General features: G+C 58.6%; 16 protein-coding genes. 11 read left to right on the top strand and 5 right to left on the bottom strand.

All coding sequences use genetic code 11. The features are described 5' to 3' along the window. Positions 1-6 precede the first annotated feature (6 nt). The 3 genes from pyrE to D7X94_RS07725 are packed head-to-tail and all read right to left on the bottom strand — an operon-like array spanning position 7 to position 2,502. Positions 7-669 carry an orotate phosphoribosyltransferase gene (pyrE, locus tag D7X94_RS07735; protein ID WP_120427150.1) on the bottom strand — a complete coding sequence of 221 codons (663 nt, stop codon included), beginning with the start codon at positions 667-669 and terminating at the stop codon, positions 7-9. 47 nt (positions 670-716) lie between these two features. Beyond that, complete coding sequence (locus D7X94_RS07730; protein WP_120427149.1) at positions 717-1,505, bottom strand: class I SAM-dependent methyltransferase; 789 nt, start codon at positions 1,503-1,505, stop codon at positions 717-719. A 22-nt stretch (positions 1,506-1,527) separates the two neighbouring features. Then, complete coding sequence (locus tag D7X94_RS07725) at positions 1,528-2,502, bottom strand: ComEC/Rec2 family competence protein (protein ID WP_158590946.1); 975 nt, start codon at positions 2,500-2,502, stop codon at positions 1,528-1,530. A gap of 546 nt (positions 2,503-3,048) precedes the next feature. Between D7X94_RS07725 and D7X94_RS07720 the strand changes: the two genes are divergently transcribed. Together D7X94_RS07720 and D7X94_RS07715 are read left to right on the top strand one after the other, a co-directional pair. Beyond that, positions 3,049-3,744, top strand: a complete 696-nt coding sequence (locus D7X94_RS07720) for a LytR/AlgR family response regulator transcription factor (protein ID WP_120427147.1) — start codon at positions 3,049-3,051, stop codon at positions 3,742-3,744. Between the two features lie 10 nt (positions 3,745-3,754). Beyond that, complete coding sequence (locus D7X94_RS07715) at positions 3,755-4,417, top strand: sensor histidine kinase (RefSeq protein WP_243111224.1); 663 nt, start codon at positions 3,755-3,757, stop codon at positions 4,415-4,417. Positions 4,418-4,545: 128 nt separating this feature from the next. Here D7X94_RS07715 and D7X94_RS07710 read toward each other — a convergent pair whose 3' ends face one another. Continuing rightward, positions 4,546-4,752 (bottom strand): helix-turn-helix transcriptional regulator, encoded by a 207-nt coding sequence (locus D7X94_RS07710; protein ID WP_120427146.1) that lies wholly within the window; start codon positions 4,750-4,752, stop codon positions 4,546-4,548. An 8-nt stretch (positions 4,753-4,760) separates the two neighbouring features. Then, positions 4,761-5,078, bottom strand: a complete 318-nt coding sequence (locus D7X94_RS07705) for a DUF6442 family protein (RefSeq protein ID WP_120427145.1) — start codon at positions 5,076-5,078, stop codon at positions 4,761-4,763. A gap of 595 nt (positions 5,079-5,673) precedes the next feature. Here D7X94_RS07705 and D7X94_RS07700 point away from each other — a divergent pair. From D7X94_RS07700 to uvrA, 9 genes are all read left to right on the top strand, one after another. Beyond that, positions 5,674-6,420, top strand: a complete 747-nt coding sequence (locus D7X94_RS07700) for a JAB domain-containing protein (RefSeq protein ID WP_120427144.1) — start codon at positions 5,674-5,676, stop codon at positions 6,418-6,420. A gap of 371 nt (positions 6,421-6,791) precedes the next feature. Continuing rightward, on the top strand, positions 6,792-8,795 hold the full coding sequence (gene uvrB / locus D7X94_RS07695) for an excinuclease ABC subunit UvrB (protein WP_120427143.1): 2,004 nt from the start codon (positions 6,792-6,794) through the stop codon (positions 8,793-8,795). 261 nt (positions 8,796-9,056) lie between these two features. Then, complete coding sequence (locus tag D7X94_RS07690; protein ID WP_158590945.1) at positions 9,057-9,839, top strand: GNAT family N-acetyltransferase; 783 nt, start codon at positions 9,057-9,059, stop codon at positions 9,837-9,839. Next, the gene (locus D7X94_RS07685) at positions 9,820-10,419 is read left to right on the top strand and encodes a GrpB family protein (protein WP_120427141.1); all 600 of its coding nucleotides are present in this window, start codon (positions 9,820-9,822) and stop codon (positions 10,417-10,419) included. The genes D7X94_RS07690 and D7X94_RS07685 overlap by 20 nt, the downstream gene beginning before the upstream one ends. Positions 10,420-10,525: 106 nt before the next feature. After that, positions 10,526-11,068 (top strand): nitroreductase family protein, encoded by a 543-nt coding sequence (locus tag D7X94_RS07680; protein ID WP_120427140.1) that lies wholly within the window; start codon positions 10,526-10,528, stop codon positions 11,066-11,068. Then, positions 11,065-11,460: a nucleoside 2-deoxyribosyltransferase gene (locus tag D7X94_RS07675; RefSeq protein ID WP_120427139.1), complete on the top strand. Its 396-nt coding sequence runs from the start codon at positions 11,065-11,067 to the stop codon at positions 11,458-11,460. The genes D7X94_RS07680 and D7X94_RS07675 overlap by 4 nt, the downstream gene beginning before the upstream one ends. A 3-nt stretch (positions 11,461-11,463) precedes the next feature. Continuing rightward, entirely contained in the window at positions 11,464-11,652 is a 189-nt protein-coding gene (locus D7X94_RS07670; protein ID WP_120427138.1) for a hypothetical protein, read from the top strand. Between the two features lie 179 nt (positions 11,653-11,831). Further along, the gene (locus D7X94_RS07665; protein ID WP_147401677.1) at positions 11,832-12,260 is read left to right on the top strand and encodes a GNAT family N-acetyltransferase; all 429 of its coding nucleotides are present in this window, start codon (positions 11,832-11,834) and stop codon (positions 12,258-12,260) included. A gap of 50 nt (positions 12,261-12,310) precedes the next feature. Beyond that, positions 12,311-15,157 carry an excinuclease ABC subunit UvrA gene (gene uvrA, locus D7X94_RS07660; RefSeq protein WP_120427136.1) on the top strand — a complete coding sequence of 949 codons (2,847 nt, stop codon included), beginning with the start codon at positions 12,311-12,313 and terminating at the stop codon, positions 15,155-15,157. The last annotated feature ends 48 nt before the right edge of the window (positions 15,158-15,205 follow it).

Below are 15,205 nucleotides of genomic sequence, written 5' to 3'. Positions count from 1 at the left end.
CAGCTCCTAGTCCAAAATGCAGTACCGGGCCATATAACCCTCCATGGCTGCCGCCAGGGCGGACTCACCCTTCTCCTTGAGGTAGCCGTGGATGTCCGCCACCGTCACGATGGGGTGCACCCTGAGCCCGAACTCCTCCTCCACCTCCATGATGGCGGTCTTGCCGGGGGTCTGGCCCACCTCGCATCGGTTGACGCTGATGAACACGTCCGTGACCTTCACGTCGCCGCAGGCCCTCAGAATGGACATGGACTCCCGCACGGCGGTGCCCGCGGTGATCACGTCCTCGATGATGACCACCCGGTCCCCGTCCTGGGGCTGATAGCCCACGGTGACGCCGCCCTCTCCGTGGTCCTTCGCCTCCTTGCGGTTGAAGAAGTAGGGCTTGTCGATCCCGAAATCCCGCCACAGGGCAGAGGCGCAGGCCGCCGCCAGAGGGATGCCCTTGTAGGCCGGGCCGAACATGGCGTCGAAGCCATCGCCCACGGCGTCCTTCACCAGGGCGGCGTAATAGCTCCCCAGCCGGGAGAGCTGGGCCCCGGTGCGGTAGAGGCCCGTGTTGACGAAGTACTGGGTGTTCCGGCCGGACTTGGTGACGAAGTCCCCGAACCGGAGCACCCCGGCGGACAGCATGAAATCGATGAATTCCTTTTTGTTTTCCGTAAGCATAGCGTTGTCTCCTTTATGTAGTGATTTTATGGGGGAGTGCCCCGGGGTCAAGAGAAAGGGCCGCCAGGCTTTCTGGTCAGCTGCAGGTCTACCGTGTAATATACGGTCATCACCCCGCCGTGGCGGCGGATGGCGTCACAGATTCCATCAAAAAGCCGGACCCGGTTTTCTTTTTCCAGGGCCATATGGTCCCGGTAAGTCTGCAAAAGCAGCCGGTATTCCTCCGGGGTGAAATCCTTTTCCATATGATAAAGGTGGAACTCTGTGTCCCCGAACCCATATTTTCTCGGGACGGCCAGAAGCCGGGGACCATCCGCCAGAGTCAAAGGGCGATACTCTCCTTTTCCCCCATGCATATATTGCCGGTAGATCTGGCAGATCTCCGCCGTCAACTCCTTCCTCTTTTGGTCCGGCCCGGCGTGATAGGCGAATCGGGCAAAAGTTCCTCCGGGCCTCAGCAGCTCATAGACCCGCCGGTAGCCGTATTCCTCTGGAATCCAGTGGAAAGCGGTGGCCGCATAGATCAAATCGAAGCTGTCTCCAGAGCCGGTAAATTCCTGAAAGGTCCGGTCCAGAAGAGTAAGGTTTTGATACTCTTTCAGCCGTTCCCTGGCGATTTCCGCCAAACGATTCCCCGGCTCTAGGCCGGTAAGCTGGCAGCCGGTAGCCAATATAGGACCGGCCGCTTTACCTGTGCCCAAACCAATTTCCAATACGCGGCTTTCCGGCGAAAGCGGCTGACAGCAGAGCAGATCCCGGTACAGGGCTTCTGGGTATGCTGGACGGACAGCCTCATACTGAGCCGCAGCGTTGTCAAAAGTGCGCTCAAAGTCCATTATATTGCGGCTCCTTTCCCGGTCAGTCGTCCTTCCCCTCCACAGAGGCCAGCCCTGTGGTGAAGGTGATGCTTGCGCCCTTGCTCTCCGCCAGAATGGTGCCGTCCTTGTCGGTGCGGTAGAGGGCCACGTCCGCCGACTTCAGCTTTTTTATGGTCTCCCGGTGGGGGTGGCCGTAACGGTTGCCGGTTTCGCAGCTGATGACGGCATACAGGGGGTCCACCGCCTTCAGGAATTCGTCAGAGGTAGAGGAGCTGGAGCCGTGGTGGCCGCATTTCAGTACGTCCGAGCGGAGCAGGTAGCCGTCCTCTAGGATAATCTCCTCGCTCTCCTCCTCCGCGTCCCCGGTAAAGAGGAAGGAGGCCTCCCCATAGACCAGCCGCATCACTGCGGAGTAGTTGTTGGCCCCCTCCCAGTCCGCGTCCATCCGGGGGGACATTACCTGAAACTGAGAGCCAGCGGGGGACTCTATCGCCGCGTCCTCATGAAGCTGGTTGATCACAATCCCCTTTTCCTCCGCAGCATCCAAGAGCTTTTCATAGGCGGCGGTGGTGGGGGTTTTGTCCTCGGGGAGCAGGGGCATATAGATGGCGCCGATATCAAAGCGCTGAACAATCCGGGCCATGCAGCCCATGTGGTCGGTATGGGGATGGGAACATACCAGGGCGTCCAGCCGCTCAACACCCAGTCCCTTCAGGTAATCGGTGAGGCCGTCGGCATATTGATATTCCCCGGTATCAATGAGCATGTTAAAATATCCTCCTTCGCCGGGGATGCGGACCAGCTCGCTGTCCCCTTGGCCCACATCCAGATAGTAGACCTGCAGGGGTAGTTCCTGGGCGGTATCCGGCAGGGGGATGGACTCCACTCCCTCCGGGGCGGTGCCATTCGAAAGGTTAAACCGGCTGGACAAAAGGAACAGCACAACCAGGACGATCAATCCGGCCACAGGGCCTAATCCCGGCGACCGGCGGAAACTGCTTTTTTTCTGGCTCAAGGTGATTCCCTCTCTTTCTCCCACGCGGAAGCCCGCGCTCCCGCGTGCTCTGGTCTGTGTGCATTATAACATGGAGGGCGCGGCCTTTTCAAGACAGGATTTGGGAAAAGAGGGCCAAAGGAAGGGTTCTGATCGCGTTTTTTGAAGGATTGGAAGGCCTTCGTCGGCACAGAAACGCCGACTACGGCAAGACCTTGGGCCTACGCGGGTCTCACCTGCCGGTTCGGTCGGTTCGCGGCGTGTCTGCCACTGGCAGACGCTCACCCCACACCCGCGCCAGCTGTAAACTTGGCGTTGCCAAGTTTCGACCAGCTGGACCGGTCAATGTTGTTAACTGTAGCATTCCAAGCTAACCAGGGTAAAAGTTTTTGATCCAAACTTTTTTCAAAAAGTTTGGTGGGTTCTTAGGGCGAAGCCCTAAGCCGCCGGAGGCCTTTCAATACTAAAAAAACACAGGCTTTGGTCACCATTCAGCCCCAAATCCCCTCTTGACGTTTCCCCGTTTGTGGGCTAAAATCGTAATAGACTGTATCAGGAGGGAGAGCCATGGCCTATCACATCGCCGTGTGCGACGATTCCCCCGAGGACCGGGACTATGTGGCCGGCCTTGCGGGCCGGTGGGCCCGGGCTCGGGGTTATGAATGGAAGCTGGCCCAGTTCCCCTCTGCGGAGAGCTTTCTCTTCCAGCTGGGGGAGGAGCGGTGGGATATTCTGCTGCTGGACGTGGAGATGGGCCGCATGGACGGTGTCTCCATGGCACGGGAGCTGCGCAAGGCCAACGACACCACCCAGATCGTCTTTGTCACCGGGTACGCCGAGTATATTGCGGAGGGCTACGACGTGGCGGCGCTCCACTACCTGCTGAAGCCGGTAGGAGAAGAAAAGCTCTTCGCCGTGCTGGACCGGGCCGCAGCCGCTGTGAAAAAAAGCGAACGAACCCTGGCCCTGGAGCTGCCTGGGGAAACGCTGCGGGTCCCCCTGCGCCAGATTCGCTATGCGGAAGTGCGGGGCAATTACGTGACGGTCCATGCCCGAGGGGAGTATACGGTAAAAAAGCCCTTGAGCGTCCTGGAAGAAGAGCTGGGAGAAGGCTTTTACCGGCTGGGCCGCTCCTCTGTTGTTAACCTGAGATGGATCAGTCGAGTAACAAAGGTAGACGTTTACCTAAACGACGGCACAGTGCTACCCTTGCCCAGGGGCAGCTACCAGGGAATCAACAGGGCGATCATCGAGATGGATTAGGGGGATAGCCGTGGGCCTAATTGGGGCGCTGCTGGATAAAAGGATTTATGCCTACCAGAAAGAGCTGATTCAAATCCACTACGACGAGGTGGAAAACATGTACCGGGAAATGCGGGGCTGGCGGCATGATTTCCGCAGCCACCTCCAGGCCATGAAGGCCTGCGCCGCCAAAGGGGACCTGGCCGCTCTGGAGGAATATCTGGAACAGCTGGACAGAAGCATCTCCCTGGTGGAGCCAGTGGTAAAAACTGGCAATTCCATGGCGGACGCCATCCTGAACAGCAAGATTTCCCTTGCCAGAGCCAGGGGCATTACCGTCCGGGCAGACGCGGACATTCCCATAGCGATCACCACGCCGCCAGTGGATTTATGCACGATCATCGGCAATCTTTTTGACAATGCCATTGAGGCCAGTATGGAGCTGCCTCCAGAGGACCGGCTGATCCGGGTCTACATGGAGATGAAGGGTTCTCAGCTATATCTCTCCTTTATGAACTTTACCGCTAAGGGAAGACAGAAGAAAAAGGGCGGAAGATACCCAAGCACGAAGGGAAAAGGCCATGGCTTCGGGCTGATGCGCATTGACAGCATTATTGAGCGGCACGGAGGCTATCTCAGCCGCAACAGCGAGGACGGGGCCTTCTCCACAGAAATTCTTCTGCCTCAGAGATAGGCGAATAGACGAAGAAAACCGGCGAAGGGATAAGGCCTCGCCGGTTTTTCTGTCCGGGTAAAAAGAAGGAGAGAAATTTCCTTAGCTCTCTTCTAAATTGACGGTGGTTTGGAAAAGGTGTCCTGGCCTTAAAAATAGAATAATTCCTCGAATTTCTTATCCAAAGCAATGCATAGCACCAGGGCCAGCTTTGCCGTGGGATTGAACTGCCCGGTTTCAATGGAGCTGATCGTATTTCTGGATACGCCCACCAACTCCGCCAACTGGGCCTGGGAGAGCCCCTGTTCGGCCCGGGCCTCTTTCAACCGGTTTTTTAGAATAAGTCTCCCGTCCATGAGACCTCCTAAATCAGCTCATACAGATATGCCGCCGAAAGCGCCAGCGTTAACAGGGTATATGCCGCGGCTAAAAGGCCCTCATGCCACTTTTTCAGCCGGACATATTTTGTCCAGAAAGTGGCCGCGTTGCCGCAGGTAATCATGGCATAAAGTCCCCAGTGGATGCCCTTCCCCACCACGATGTTGGCGATGAAAAAGAGAGTGACCAGGACAAGGACCGCGATATTGCCATTGACGGCGGCCCGTTTGAGCGCCTCTTGTTCTACCATATCCTGGTTGCGGTTTTCGGCCCGGCTCTTCTCAAGAATTTCTTCCCGATTCATTGGATAGCACCTCCTAAGTTTTCTTGTCAACATATTATAGTTAACACAGTTCAAAAGAGGTAGAATATCTCTTTCGAATCTGACGGCGTAGCCGTCTAGCTTGAAAATCGTTATTTACCGATTTTCAAAAGCGTTTACTATAGTATAACTGCGCCAAGTGTTCTTGTCAAGATGGAACGCAAAGTTTTCTTGTCAATCCCTATCTTTCACGCCAAAAGAGATTCAGGACAGTGGCGCGCCCCATCAGAATGATGCACTCAGGATCCTTTTCGGCACCTTCTGAAACTCTAGAGTCTGTCTTAAAACTCTGAAATACCGGTTTTAAAACAGACTCTAGGCGGCGGGCCTCCCCTTTTTCAGAAATTTGTGCTATAATATCCGTAGGATATTTTAGTAGAGCCGAGTCCGTGTAACGGAGTTACAAATTGCCTCGGCGATTTGACAAGGCGCAAAGCGGCTTGTAGCGGTACTATAATGTACGCAGAGCATACATGAAGAAGGAAATGCCGGTTTTTCAAGCGCGTTTACGATATTCTGGGGCTTGACAAAGAAACAAACGTTTGATATGATAGAGAGCGAATGAAAGGGGAGCGCCATGGCGGCAAGACGGAAAAAGCCTTCCTCCAGAGAGGCTATGGAGGAACGGGCAAGGATCAAACTTTTAGAGGAAGCCCTGGGGCTGGTCATGTCCCAGGAAGAGGCGAAAAAGGCGGTAGAAAGCCTTCAGGGAGCCATGGGTAATTTCGTCAATATGGCCACCGCTCCGGAGGACCAGCTGGCGAAGCTGCCGGGTATGTCTGCGAAAGCCGCCCGATTTCTGCACCTGACGGTGGAGCTGGCAAAAGCCTGTATGGAGGGAGAGGCCGGGCGGATGAAGCGCATCATGGACTCCAACTCCTCCCTGGACGTGCTCAGGCCTAAATTTCTGGGGCTGAAAACAGAGGCGGTGGGAGTTCTCCTGATGGACGGCAACCGCCGGCTCTTATACAGCGGCATTCTGAGCACCGGTTCTGTCAGCGCGGTTCCCCTGTATATCCGGCAGCTCATCAAAATGTGCATTGACTTTAACGCCCAGGAGGCAGTGCTGGCCCATAATCATCCCAGCGGCAGCGTGATGCCCTCTCGAGAGGACATCATTGTTACGGAGCAGATTGAAATGGCGCTAATGGATATCGACGCCTCTTTGGACGACCATATCATTATTGCTGGAGACGACGAGTTTTCCTTTTTAAAGAGCGGCATTATGGAGCGCATGACAACGGAGATTCTGGACAAGCGGCGGCAGCACCTGGACCATGTCCGGTGGGTCGCCGGAGAGTATGAAGGAAAGCTGCCGCAATAGCCGGTGCTTTAAGCCCTTGGGGCGTTGGATCTCACCTGTCAGCTCGGTCGGCGAGACTCACAGTCTCCTAGGTCTGACCTTAAACACCGGAGAAGTGTAATTTTGCCAGGGTGTGAATAATAGTTAACACTCGCTTCGCTCGGTTAACTATCCGAGTTTTGCCTTGCAAAAGGGGACGCGGAGAGTTAATCTTGTGAAACAAGATTAAACTCTTTTACAACTGAAAAAAATCCCCCCTGGAAACCGGAGCAGGCCAGCTGTGTGCGCATGGAACCAGCTGAAACGCCCACCCGGACCTAGTGCCCGTTCGCCCAGCCGCCCGTGCACGCCGTTCCCCCATCAACTCTCAAAAGTAAGTCTGGAGGATCCATATGGATTTTAAGCTATCTTCCAAATTCCAGCCCACCGGCGACCAGCCGGAGGCCATCGAGCAGCTGGCCCAGGGCGTGAGCCGGGGCATGAAGGAGCAGACCCTGCTGGGCGTCACGGGCTCCGGCAAGACCTTCACCATGGCAAACGTCATTGCCAGGCTGAACCGCCCCACCCTGATCCTGGCCCACAACAAGACCCTGGCGGCCCAGCTCTGCTCTGAGTTCCGGGAGTTCTTCCCGGAAAACGCGGTGGAGTATTTCGTCTCCTACTACGACTACTACCAGCCGGAGGCCTATATCGTCCAGACGGACACCTATATAGAAAAGGATTCTGCCATCAACGACGAGATCGACAAGCTGCGCCACAGCGCCACCTGCGCCCTCTCCGAGCGCCGGGACGTGATCATCGTGGCCTCGGTATCCTGCATCTACAGTCTGGGCGACCCCATCGACTACCGGACCATGGTGATCTCCCTGCGCCCCGGCATGGAGAAAAACCGGGACGACCTGCTGCGCAAGCTGGTGGAGCTGCAGTATGAGCGCAACGACATCAACTTCGTGCGCAACAAGTTCCGGGTGCGGGGGGACGTGGTGGAGATCTTCCCCGCCGAGTCCAGCGAGAAGGCCGTGCGGGTGGAGTTCTTCGGGGACGAGATTGAGCGCATCCGGGAGTTCATCCCCCTCACCGGAGAGGTGACCGGGGAGCTGAAGCACATCGGCATCTACCCCGCCTCCCACTATATCGTGCCCGGGGACAAGATGAAAACCGCCATCGCCAGCCTGTATGACGAGATGGAGAAGCAGGCCGCCATGTTCAAGGAGCAGGGCAAGCTCATCGAGGCCCAGCGCATCACGGAGCGGACCCGCCACGACATGGAGATGCTGGCGGAGATCGGGGTGTGCAAGGGCATTGAGAACTACTCCCGGGTGCTCTCCGGCCGGGAGCCGGGCAGCGCGCCCTTCACCCTGCTGGACTACTTCCCGGACGACTACCTGCTCTTCGTGGACGAGAGCCACGTGACCCTGCCCCAGGTGCGGGGCATGTTCGGCGGGGACCACGCCCGCAAGCAGATGCTGGTGGACTACGGCTTCCGCCTGCCCTCGGCCTATGACAACCGGCCCTTGGATTTCGACGAGTTCTACTCCCACATCAATCAGGCCATTTTCGTCAGCGCCACGCCGGGGGACCTGGAGCTCCAGAAGTCCGGGCAGGTGGTGGAGCAGGTGATCCGGCCCACGGGGCTTTTGGATCCCAAGGTGACGGTGAAGCCCACGGACGGGCAGATCGACGACCTGATCTCTGAAATCAACCTGCGGGTGGAGAAGGAGGAGCGGGTGCTAGTGACCACCCTCACCAAGAAAATGGCCGAGGACCTCACCGCCTATCTGGAGAACTACGGCATTCGGGTGCGGTACATGCACCACGATATCGACACGGTGGAGCGCATGGAGATCATCCGGGACCTGCGGCTGGGGGAGTTCGACGTGCTGGTGGGCATCAACCTGCTCCGGGAGGGCCTGGACCTGCCGGAGGTGACTCTGGTGGCCATTCTGGACGCGGACAAGGAGGGCTTTCTGCGTAGCGGGCGCAGCCTGATCCAGACCATTGGCCGGGCAGCCCGGAACGCGGATGGGCAAGTTATTATGTACGCGGACCAGGTCACCGAGTCCATGGAATATGCCATCACGGAGACAGAGCGCCGCCGGGCCATTCAGGAAAAATACAACCTGGACCACGGGATTACCCCCAAGACCATCAAGAAGGATGTGGCGGAGATCCTGGAAATTTCCTCCCACAAGGAGGATGGCAAGAAGAAAAAGAAGCGCTATACTCCCGCCGAGCGGGCAGAGCTGATTGAGAAGTATAAAAAGGAGATGAAAGCCGCGGCGAAGCTGCTGGAGTTCGAGCACGCAGCGTATCTCAGAGACAAGATCAAGGAGCTGGAGGGCCAGGGAGGCGGCCACGCGCCGGTGCCCAGAAAGCGCCCCGGCCGGAATAGTTAACGCAGTTCAAAAGAGGTATGCCGCCTCTTTTGAACCAGGCAGCGTAGCTGCCTAACTTGAAAATCGGTATATACGATTTTCAAGTGTGTTTACTATAACCTCGGCTTTTGCGGAATTTCGCTATGCGAAATTCACACGAAGTTCCCCTATGGGGAACTTCGATTTCCGGGCTTGGGGCCGCAGGCGCCCAAGCCCGTGCAAAAGCCGGGCGGCGGGGCCGGAACCCTGTTCCTCAAAATGGCGGCGGAAAGGAGATCCGGTATGGAGAAAAGGCAGGCATGGAGGGCCGGCATCAGGCAGCTGGCGGTCGACTTTAACACCACCCCCGAGGCCCTCCTGGCCGGGGGGATTCTCTTCACACCACCGGCGCTGAATCCGGGACGGCGGGCTTACTCAGACAAGCTCCCTTTTTTTGAGCTGGTCACCACCGGCACGGCCACGGTCATCATGGCAGAGGAAGAGCTCTGGTCCGCCTTACAGGAGTGGGCCAAAGACGCGGAAGAGCCCCACTGGCTGCTGGAATTTCCCCGGATGTGGAGGCTGGCGGAGATCCTATCTCCCTACGGCTATGCCCTGACCCAGACCTTTCATCACTACCTGCCTGGCCGAGATTTCCGCCCTGCCAAGGCCCCGGAAGGGCTCACCCTGCAATGGCTGGAGCGGGAGGACATCGCTAATTTCTACCCCAACGCGTCCTGGCCCAACGCTCTGCAAGAAGAGGAGAACCCCGCCCGCCCCGATGTGCTGGCCCTGCTGGCATTGGACGGGGACAAGCCCGCCGCTTTAGCCGGAGCCAGCGCGGATGCGCCGGGGATGTGGCAGGTGGGCATTGACGTGCTTCCCCCCTACCGGGGCCGAGGGCTGGGTGCTCTCCTGGTGGAGGGCCTCTGCCATGAGGTGGAGCGCCGGGGGGCTCTGCCCTTCTATGGAACCAGCCTCAGCAATCTCCACTCCCAGAACATCGCCTGGAAATGCGGCTTCCGCCCTGCCTGGGTGACGGTATCCGCCAAAAGGAGGAAGAAAAATGCCGAAAAAGCTGAGTGAGATGACCCTGGAGGAGCTGTGGCAGCTGTTCCCCATTGTACTGACGGAGCATCAGGCCTGCTGGACAGATTGGTATGCTGAAGAGGAGGCCGTGCTTCGGCGCCTGCTGGGTCCGGCCCCGGTTTTAAACCACATTGACAGCACAGCCATAGAGGGCATTTGGGCCAAGCCCATCATCGATATTTTGATCGAGCTATCGGATACAACGGCGCTGGCTGCGGCGGGCAGCCGGTTGAAAGCGGCGGGCTATCTCTGCATGTCAGACAGCGGCGGCCGGATGGATTTCAACAAGGGTTACACGCCGGAAGGCTTCGGGGAGAGAGTGTTCCATCTGCATCTGCGGCTGTTGGGCGATAACGACGAGCTATATTTCCGGGACTGGCTCAACGCTCGCCCGGACGCGGCAAAGGAATACGAGGCCTTAAAGCTGGGCCTCTGGAAGCGATATGAGCACGACCGAGACGAATACACCCGGCAAAAGGCCGCGTTCGTCCAGGAGCACACCGCCCGGGCCAAGGGGGCTTATGGGGACCGCTATGTCTGGCCGGAGGGCCTGACTTGGGAGGGCTTTCCAGATTGAGCGAACGTGCCTCATGCCCTGAAGGGCGGCCGGCCCTGCCGGAAAAGCCGGCGCCCTCTGAAAGGGAGATATAGAGCCATAATGTACAGAAAGGAAGCCTATTCCTATGGATATGCTGGATTTGATTCAGAGCCGCCGGAGCTACCGGGGCGAATACCTGCCCGAGCCTGTACCCAGGGAGGACCTGCGGAAGATTATGGAGGCGGGGCTCGGCGCGCCCTCTGGATGCAATAAGCAGACCACAAGTCTCATTGCCGTGGACGACCCGGCGCTGCTGGGCCGGGTGAAGGCCGTCATTGACCCGCCTGTGGCCCAGACGGCCCCCGCCGCCATCTGCGTGCTGACCCAGAAAATCTTCGCCTACCGGGACCGATGCTTCCAGGTACAGGACTACTCCGCTGCCATTGAGAACATGCTGCTGGCAGTCAAGGCCTTGGGCTACGCGAGCTGCTGGTATGAGGGACACATTACCGATGAGGACCGGATCGGCCGGAAGATCGCGGATCTTCTGGGTGTGCCGGCGTGCTACGAGCTGGTGTGCTTTCTACCGGTAGGCAAGGCCGCGTCTGCGGCCGGACCCCCTCCCAAAAAGAAGCCCTTCGTAGAGCGGGCCTGGTGGAACGGCTTCGGCAAGGGGGAGTCGGAATGACATTCTATATTGGATCTTGCCTTGGAAACCGGGAGACAGTCTCCTGGTTTGCCCGGAGGCTGCGGGAGCAGGGCTGGGAGCAGACTTATGACTGGACGAGGATTCCCCCGGAGGCGGTGACTCCGGAGCACCTGAAGGAGATCGCCCGGCTGGAGGAAAGGGCCATCCGGGAGGCGGACGTGGTGGTGATCCTGCTGCCGGGAGGCCGGGGGACCCATGTGGAGCTGGGGATGGCCCTGGCCCTGGGAAAGCGGGTGTACCTGTGCGCCGCCGGGGCGGAGGCGTTCGCCCCGGAGAGCGCGGTGGGCTTCTACCACCTGCCCGGCGTGGTCCGGCTGACCGGGACCGATGAGGAAAATCTCTCCCACATTCTTCCGGAGGAAAGGGGATAAGCCATGGAGCTGCTGATTATAGTGGGAATCCGCCTTGCGTTCAGCGTCTTTTGGGGGTTCGTCACCTATCGGCTCATTGTGAAGAAGGGGTACTATGAGAACTGGTTCTGGTGGGGCTTCTTCTTTGGGATCATCGCCTTCATCGTGGCGCTGACAAGGCGGAACGTGGGCGTCCTCTATACAGACCCCTAGTATGCCCAGGCCCAGACGGGCCGGTATCATGAGGCGATGCTTCAAAGCGGCGGGTGGAGCTGCGTCCGCTGCGGAAGAGTGAACCCCAGCTATACGGGGACCTGCGGCTGCGGGGCCTCCAAACCGGGCCCGCAGGCGGGACCCTGAAAACATTTGTCAATGAAACAGAAGGGGAAGCTATGGAGATTATTCTGACGGAAACCACGGACCCCGGCATACTGGCGCTTTTTTCAGAGCACGATGAATATATGCTGGATTTTTTGGGCGAGGACAGAATCTACTACACCCGGTACAGGGAAAGCGAGAAGCTAGAGAAGGTGTGGGCCGCCCGGGAAAACGGCCGCCCCGTGGGGTGTATCGCCTACCGGGAAAAGGACGCCGGGGTGGGCGAGGTCAAGCGGCTGTTTATAAAGAAAGAATACCGAGGACAGGGAATCTCGAAAGAATTGCTCCGCGCCTTGGAGACCTATGCCAGGGAGCAAGGCTGCCACACCCTGTATCTGGACACGCGGATTACCCTGGAGCCCGCCGTCTCCCTCTACCGGGCGTCCGGCTTTCAGATCATCTTTCAACAGGGGCTGTATGTTCAGATGGAGAAACCACTCTGATCTCCCAGCTACAAAAGAAAAATTTAGAATCAAAGGATGAAGTGAACCCTATGAGCCTTGATAAAATCGAAGTGCATGGCGCCCGGGAGCACAATCTGAAGAACATTGATATAACCATCCCCCGGGACAAGCTGGTGGTGCTCACGGGCCTTTCCGGGTCGGGGAAGTCCTCCCTGGCCTTTGACACCATCTACGCCGAGGGCCAGCGCCGATATGTGGAGAGCCTTTCCTCCTACGCCCGGATGTTCCTGGGTCAGATGGAGAAGCCCGACGTGGACAAGATCGACGGCCTGTCCCCGGCCATCTCCATCGACCAGAAAACCACCTCCAAGAACCCCCGGTCCACGGTGGGCACGGTCACGGAGATCTACGACTACCTGCGCCTGCTCTACGCCCGCATCGGCGTGCCCCACTGCCCTATCTGCGGCCGGGAGATCAAGCAGCAGACCATCGACCAGATTGTGGACCAGGTGCTAGCCCTGCCGGAGAAAACTCGGATCCAGGTGCTGGCCCCAGTGGTCCGGGGCCGCAAGGGCGAGCATGTGAAAGAATTCGACGCGGCCCGGCGGGGAGGCTTCGTCCGGGCCCGGGTGGATGGCCTGCTCTACGACCTGAACGAGCCCATCCAGCTGAACAAGAACCAGAAGCACAACATTGAGATTGTGGTAGACCGTCTGGCGGTGAAAGAGGACATCCGCTCCCGCCTGGCAGACTCCATTGAGGTGGCCTCCGGGCTCACCGGCGGCATCGTGATTGTGAACGTGGTGGACGGAGAGGACATCACCTTCTCCCAGAACTACGCCTGCCCGGAGCACGGGGTCAGCGTGGACGAGCTGACCCCCCGGATGTTCTCTTTCAACAACCCCTTTGGAGCCTGTAAAAAGTGTACCGGCCTGGGGGTGTTCATGCGCATCGACCCGGCGCTGATTATCCCGGACAAGAAACTGTCCATCCGCAAGGGAGGGCTGAAAGCCAGTGGCTGGGCCATGGAGGGCAGCACCATCGCCACCATGTATATGCAAGGGCTCAGCGAACACTACAAGTTCTCGCTGGACACCCCCATCAGTGAACTGTCCCAAGAGATTGTGGACGTGCTCCTCTACGGCACCAAAGGGGAGAAGATCAAGCTCACCCGCATGGGAGAATACGGCAAAGGCAGTTCCTATTACGCAGCCTTCGAGGGCGTCATCAACAATCTGGAGCGGCGGTATAAGGACACCTCCTCCAACTGGATCAAGGCGGAGATTGAGACGTATATGAGCGCCGTGCCCTGCGACGCCTGCCACGGCAAACGCCTCTCCCCTGAGAGCCTGGCCGTCACGGTGGGCGGGGTAAATATTGCGGACTTCTGCGACAAATCTGTTACCGAGGCCTTGGAATTTGTGGAGGCCTTGGAACTCACAGAGCGGGAAAAGCTCATTGCGGCCCCCATCGTGAAGGAGATCAAGTCCCGGCTGGGATTTCTTCAAAGCGTTGGGCTGGAATACCTCACCCTGTCCCGGTCCTCGGGGACCCTCTCCGGGGGCGAGAGCCAGCGCATCCGTCTGGCCACCCAGATCGGCTCCTCCCTGATGGGTGTGCTCTATATTTTGGACGAACCCTCCATCGGCCTGCACCAGCGGGACAACAGCAAGCTCCTGGGCACTCTCAAGCACCTGCGGGACCTGGGCAACACTGTGATCGTGGTGGAGCACGACGAGGAGACCATGCGGGAGGCGGACTATCTTGTGGATATCGGCCCGGGAGCGGGGGTCCACGGGGGCAATGTCATTTATTCCGGCCCGGTGAAGGGGATCGAAAAATGCGAAGCCTCCATGACCGGCCAGTATCTCAGTGGGAAACGCAAGGTGGAGGTGCCAGAGAAGCGCCGGAAAGGCAACGGCAATTTCCTGGAAATCCGGGGAGCCGCCCAGAACAACCTGAAAAAGGTGAACGTGAAGATTCCTCTGGGAGAACTGGTCTGCGTTACCGGCGTGTCCGGCTCAGGAAAGTCCTCCCTGATTAACGAGATCCTCTATAAGAAGCTGGCCGCGGAGCTGAATCGGGCCCACACCTTCCCAGGGGCCCATAAGGAAATCCTGGGCCTGGAGCACTTGGACAAGGTGATTCAGATCGACCAGTCCCCCATCGGCCGCACCCCCCGGTCCAACCCGGCCACCTACACCGGCCTGTTCAACGACATCCGGGAGCTGTTCGCCAGCACCCAGGAGGCCAAGCTCCGGGGCTTCAATGCCGGGCGGTTCAGCTTCAACGTGAAGGGGGGCCGCTGCGAGGCCTGCCAGGGCGACGGCATCATCCGCATTGAGATGCACTTTCTGCCGGATGTGTACGTGCCCTGCGAGGTGTGCAAAGGCCACCGGTACAACCGGGAGACGCTGGAGGTCAAATACAAGGGGAAGAATATCTATGATATCCTGGAAATGACCGCCGAGGAGGGCCTGGATTTCTTCCGGGACCTGCCCAAGCTGGCCCGGAAGCTGCAAACCCTCAACGACGTGGGCCTGGGCTATGTAAAGATCGGCCAGCCGGCCACCACCCTGTCCGGCGGCGAGGCCCAGCGGGTGAAGCTGGCCACAGAGCTCTCCCGCCGGCCCACAGGCAAGACCATCTACATTCTGGACGAGCCCACTACCGGCCTGCACATTGCGGACGTACACAAGCTCATCGAGGTCTTGCAGCAGCTGGTGGACAAGGGGAACTCCGTCATCGTCATCGAGCACAACCTGGACCTGATCAAGACTGCGGACCACATCATCGACCTGGGCCCCGAGGGCGGCAACCGGGGCGGAGAGATCGTGGCCCAGGGCACGCCGGAGGAGGTGGCCCGGGTAGAGGGCTCCTATACCGGGCAGTATCTGCGGCCGCTGCTTTTCCCTGACAAGAGCCGGGAAGGGTGAGCAACAAGAGCGGCGGCTTTTTCAATCGCCACATAGACAGTCTCTTCG

Origin of the sequence: Acutalibacter sp. 1XD8-33 (genome assembly GCF_003612555.1) — a bacterium.
Lineage (GTDB): Bacteria > Bacillota > Clostridia > Oscillospirales > Acutalibacteraceae > Acutalibacter.
Note: the sequence above shows the minus strand (reverse complement) of the source record. Positions and strands in the feature narration are given on the sequence as shown.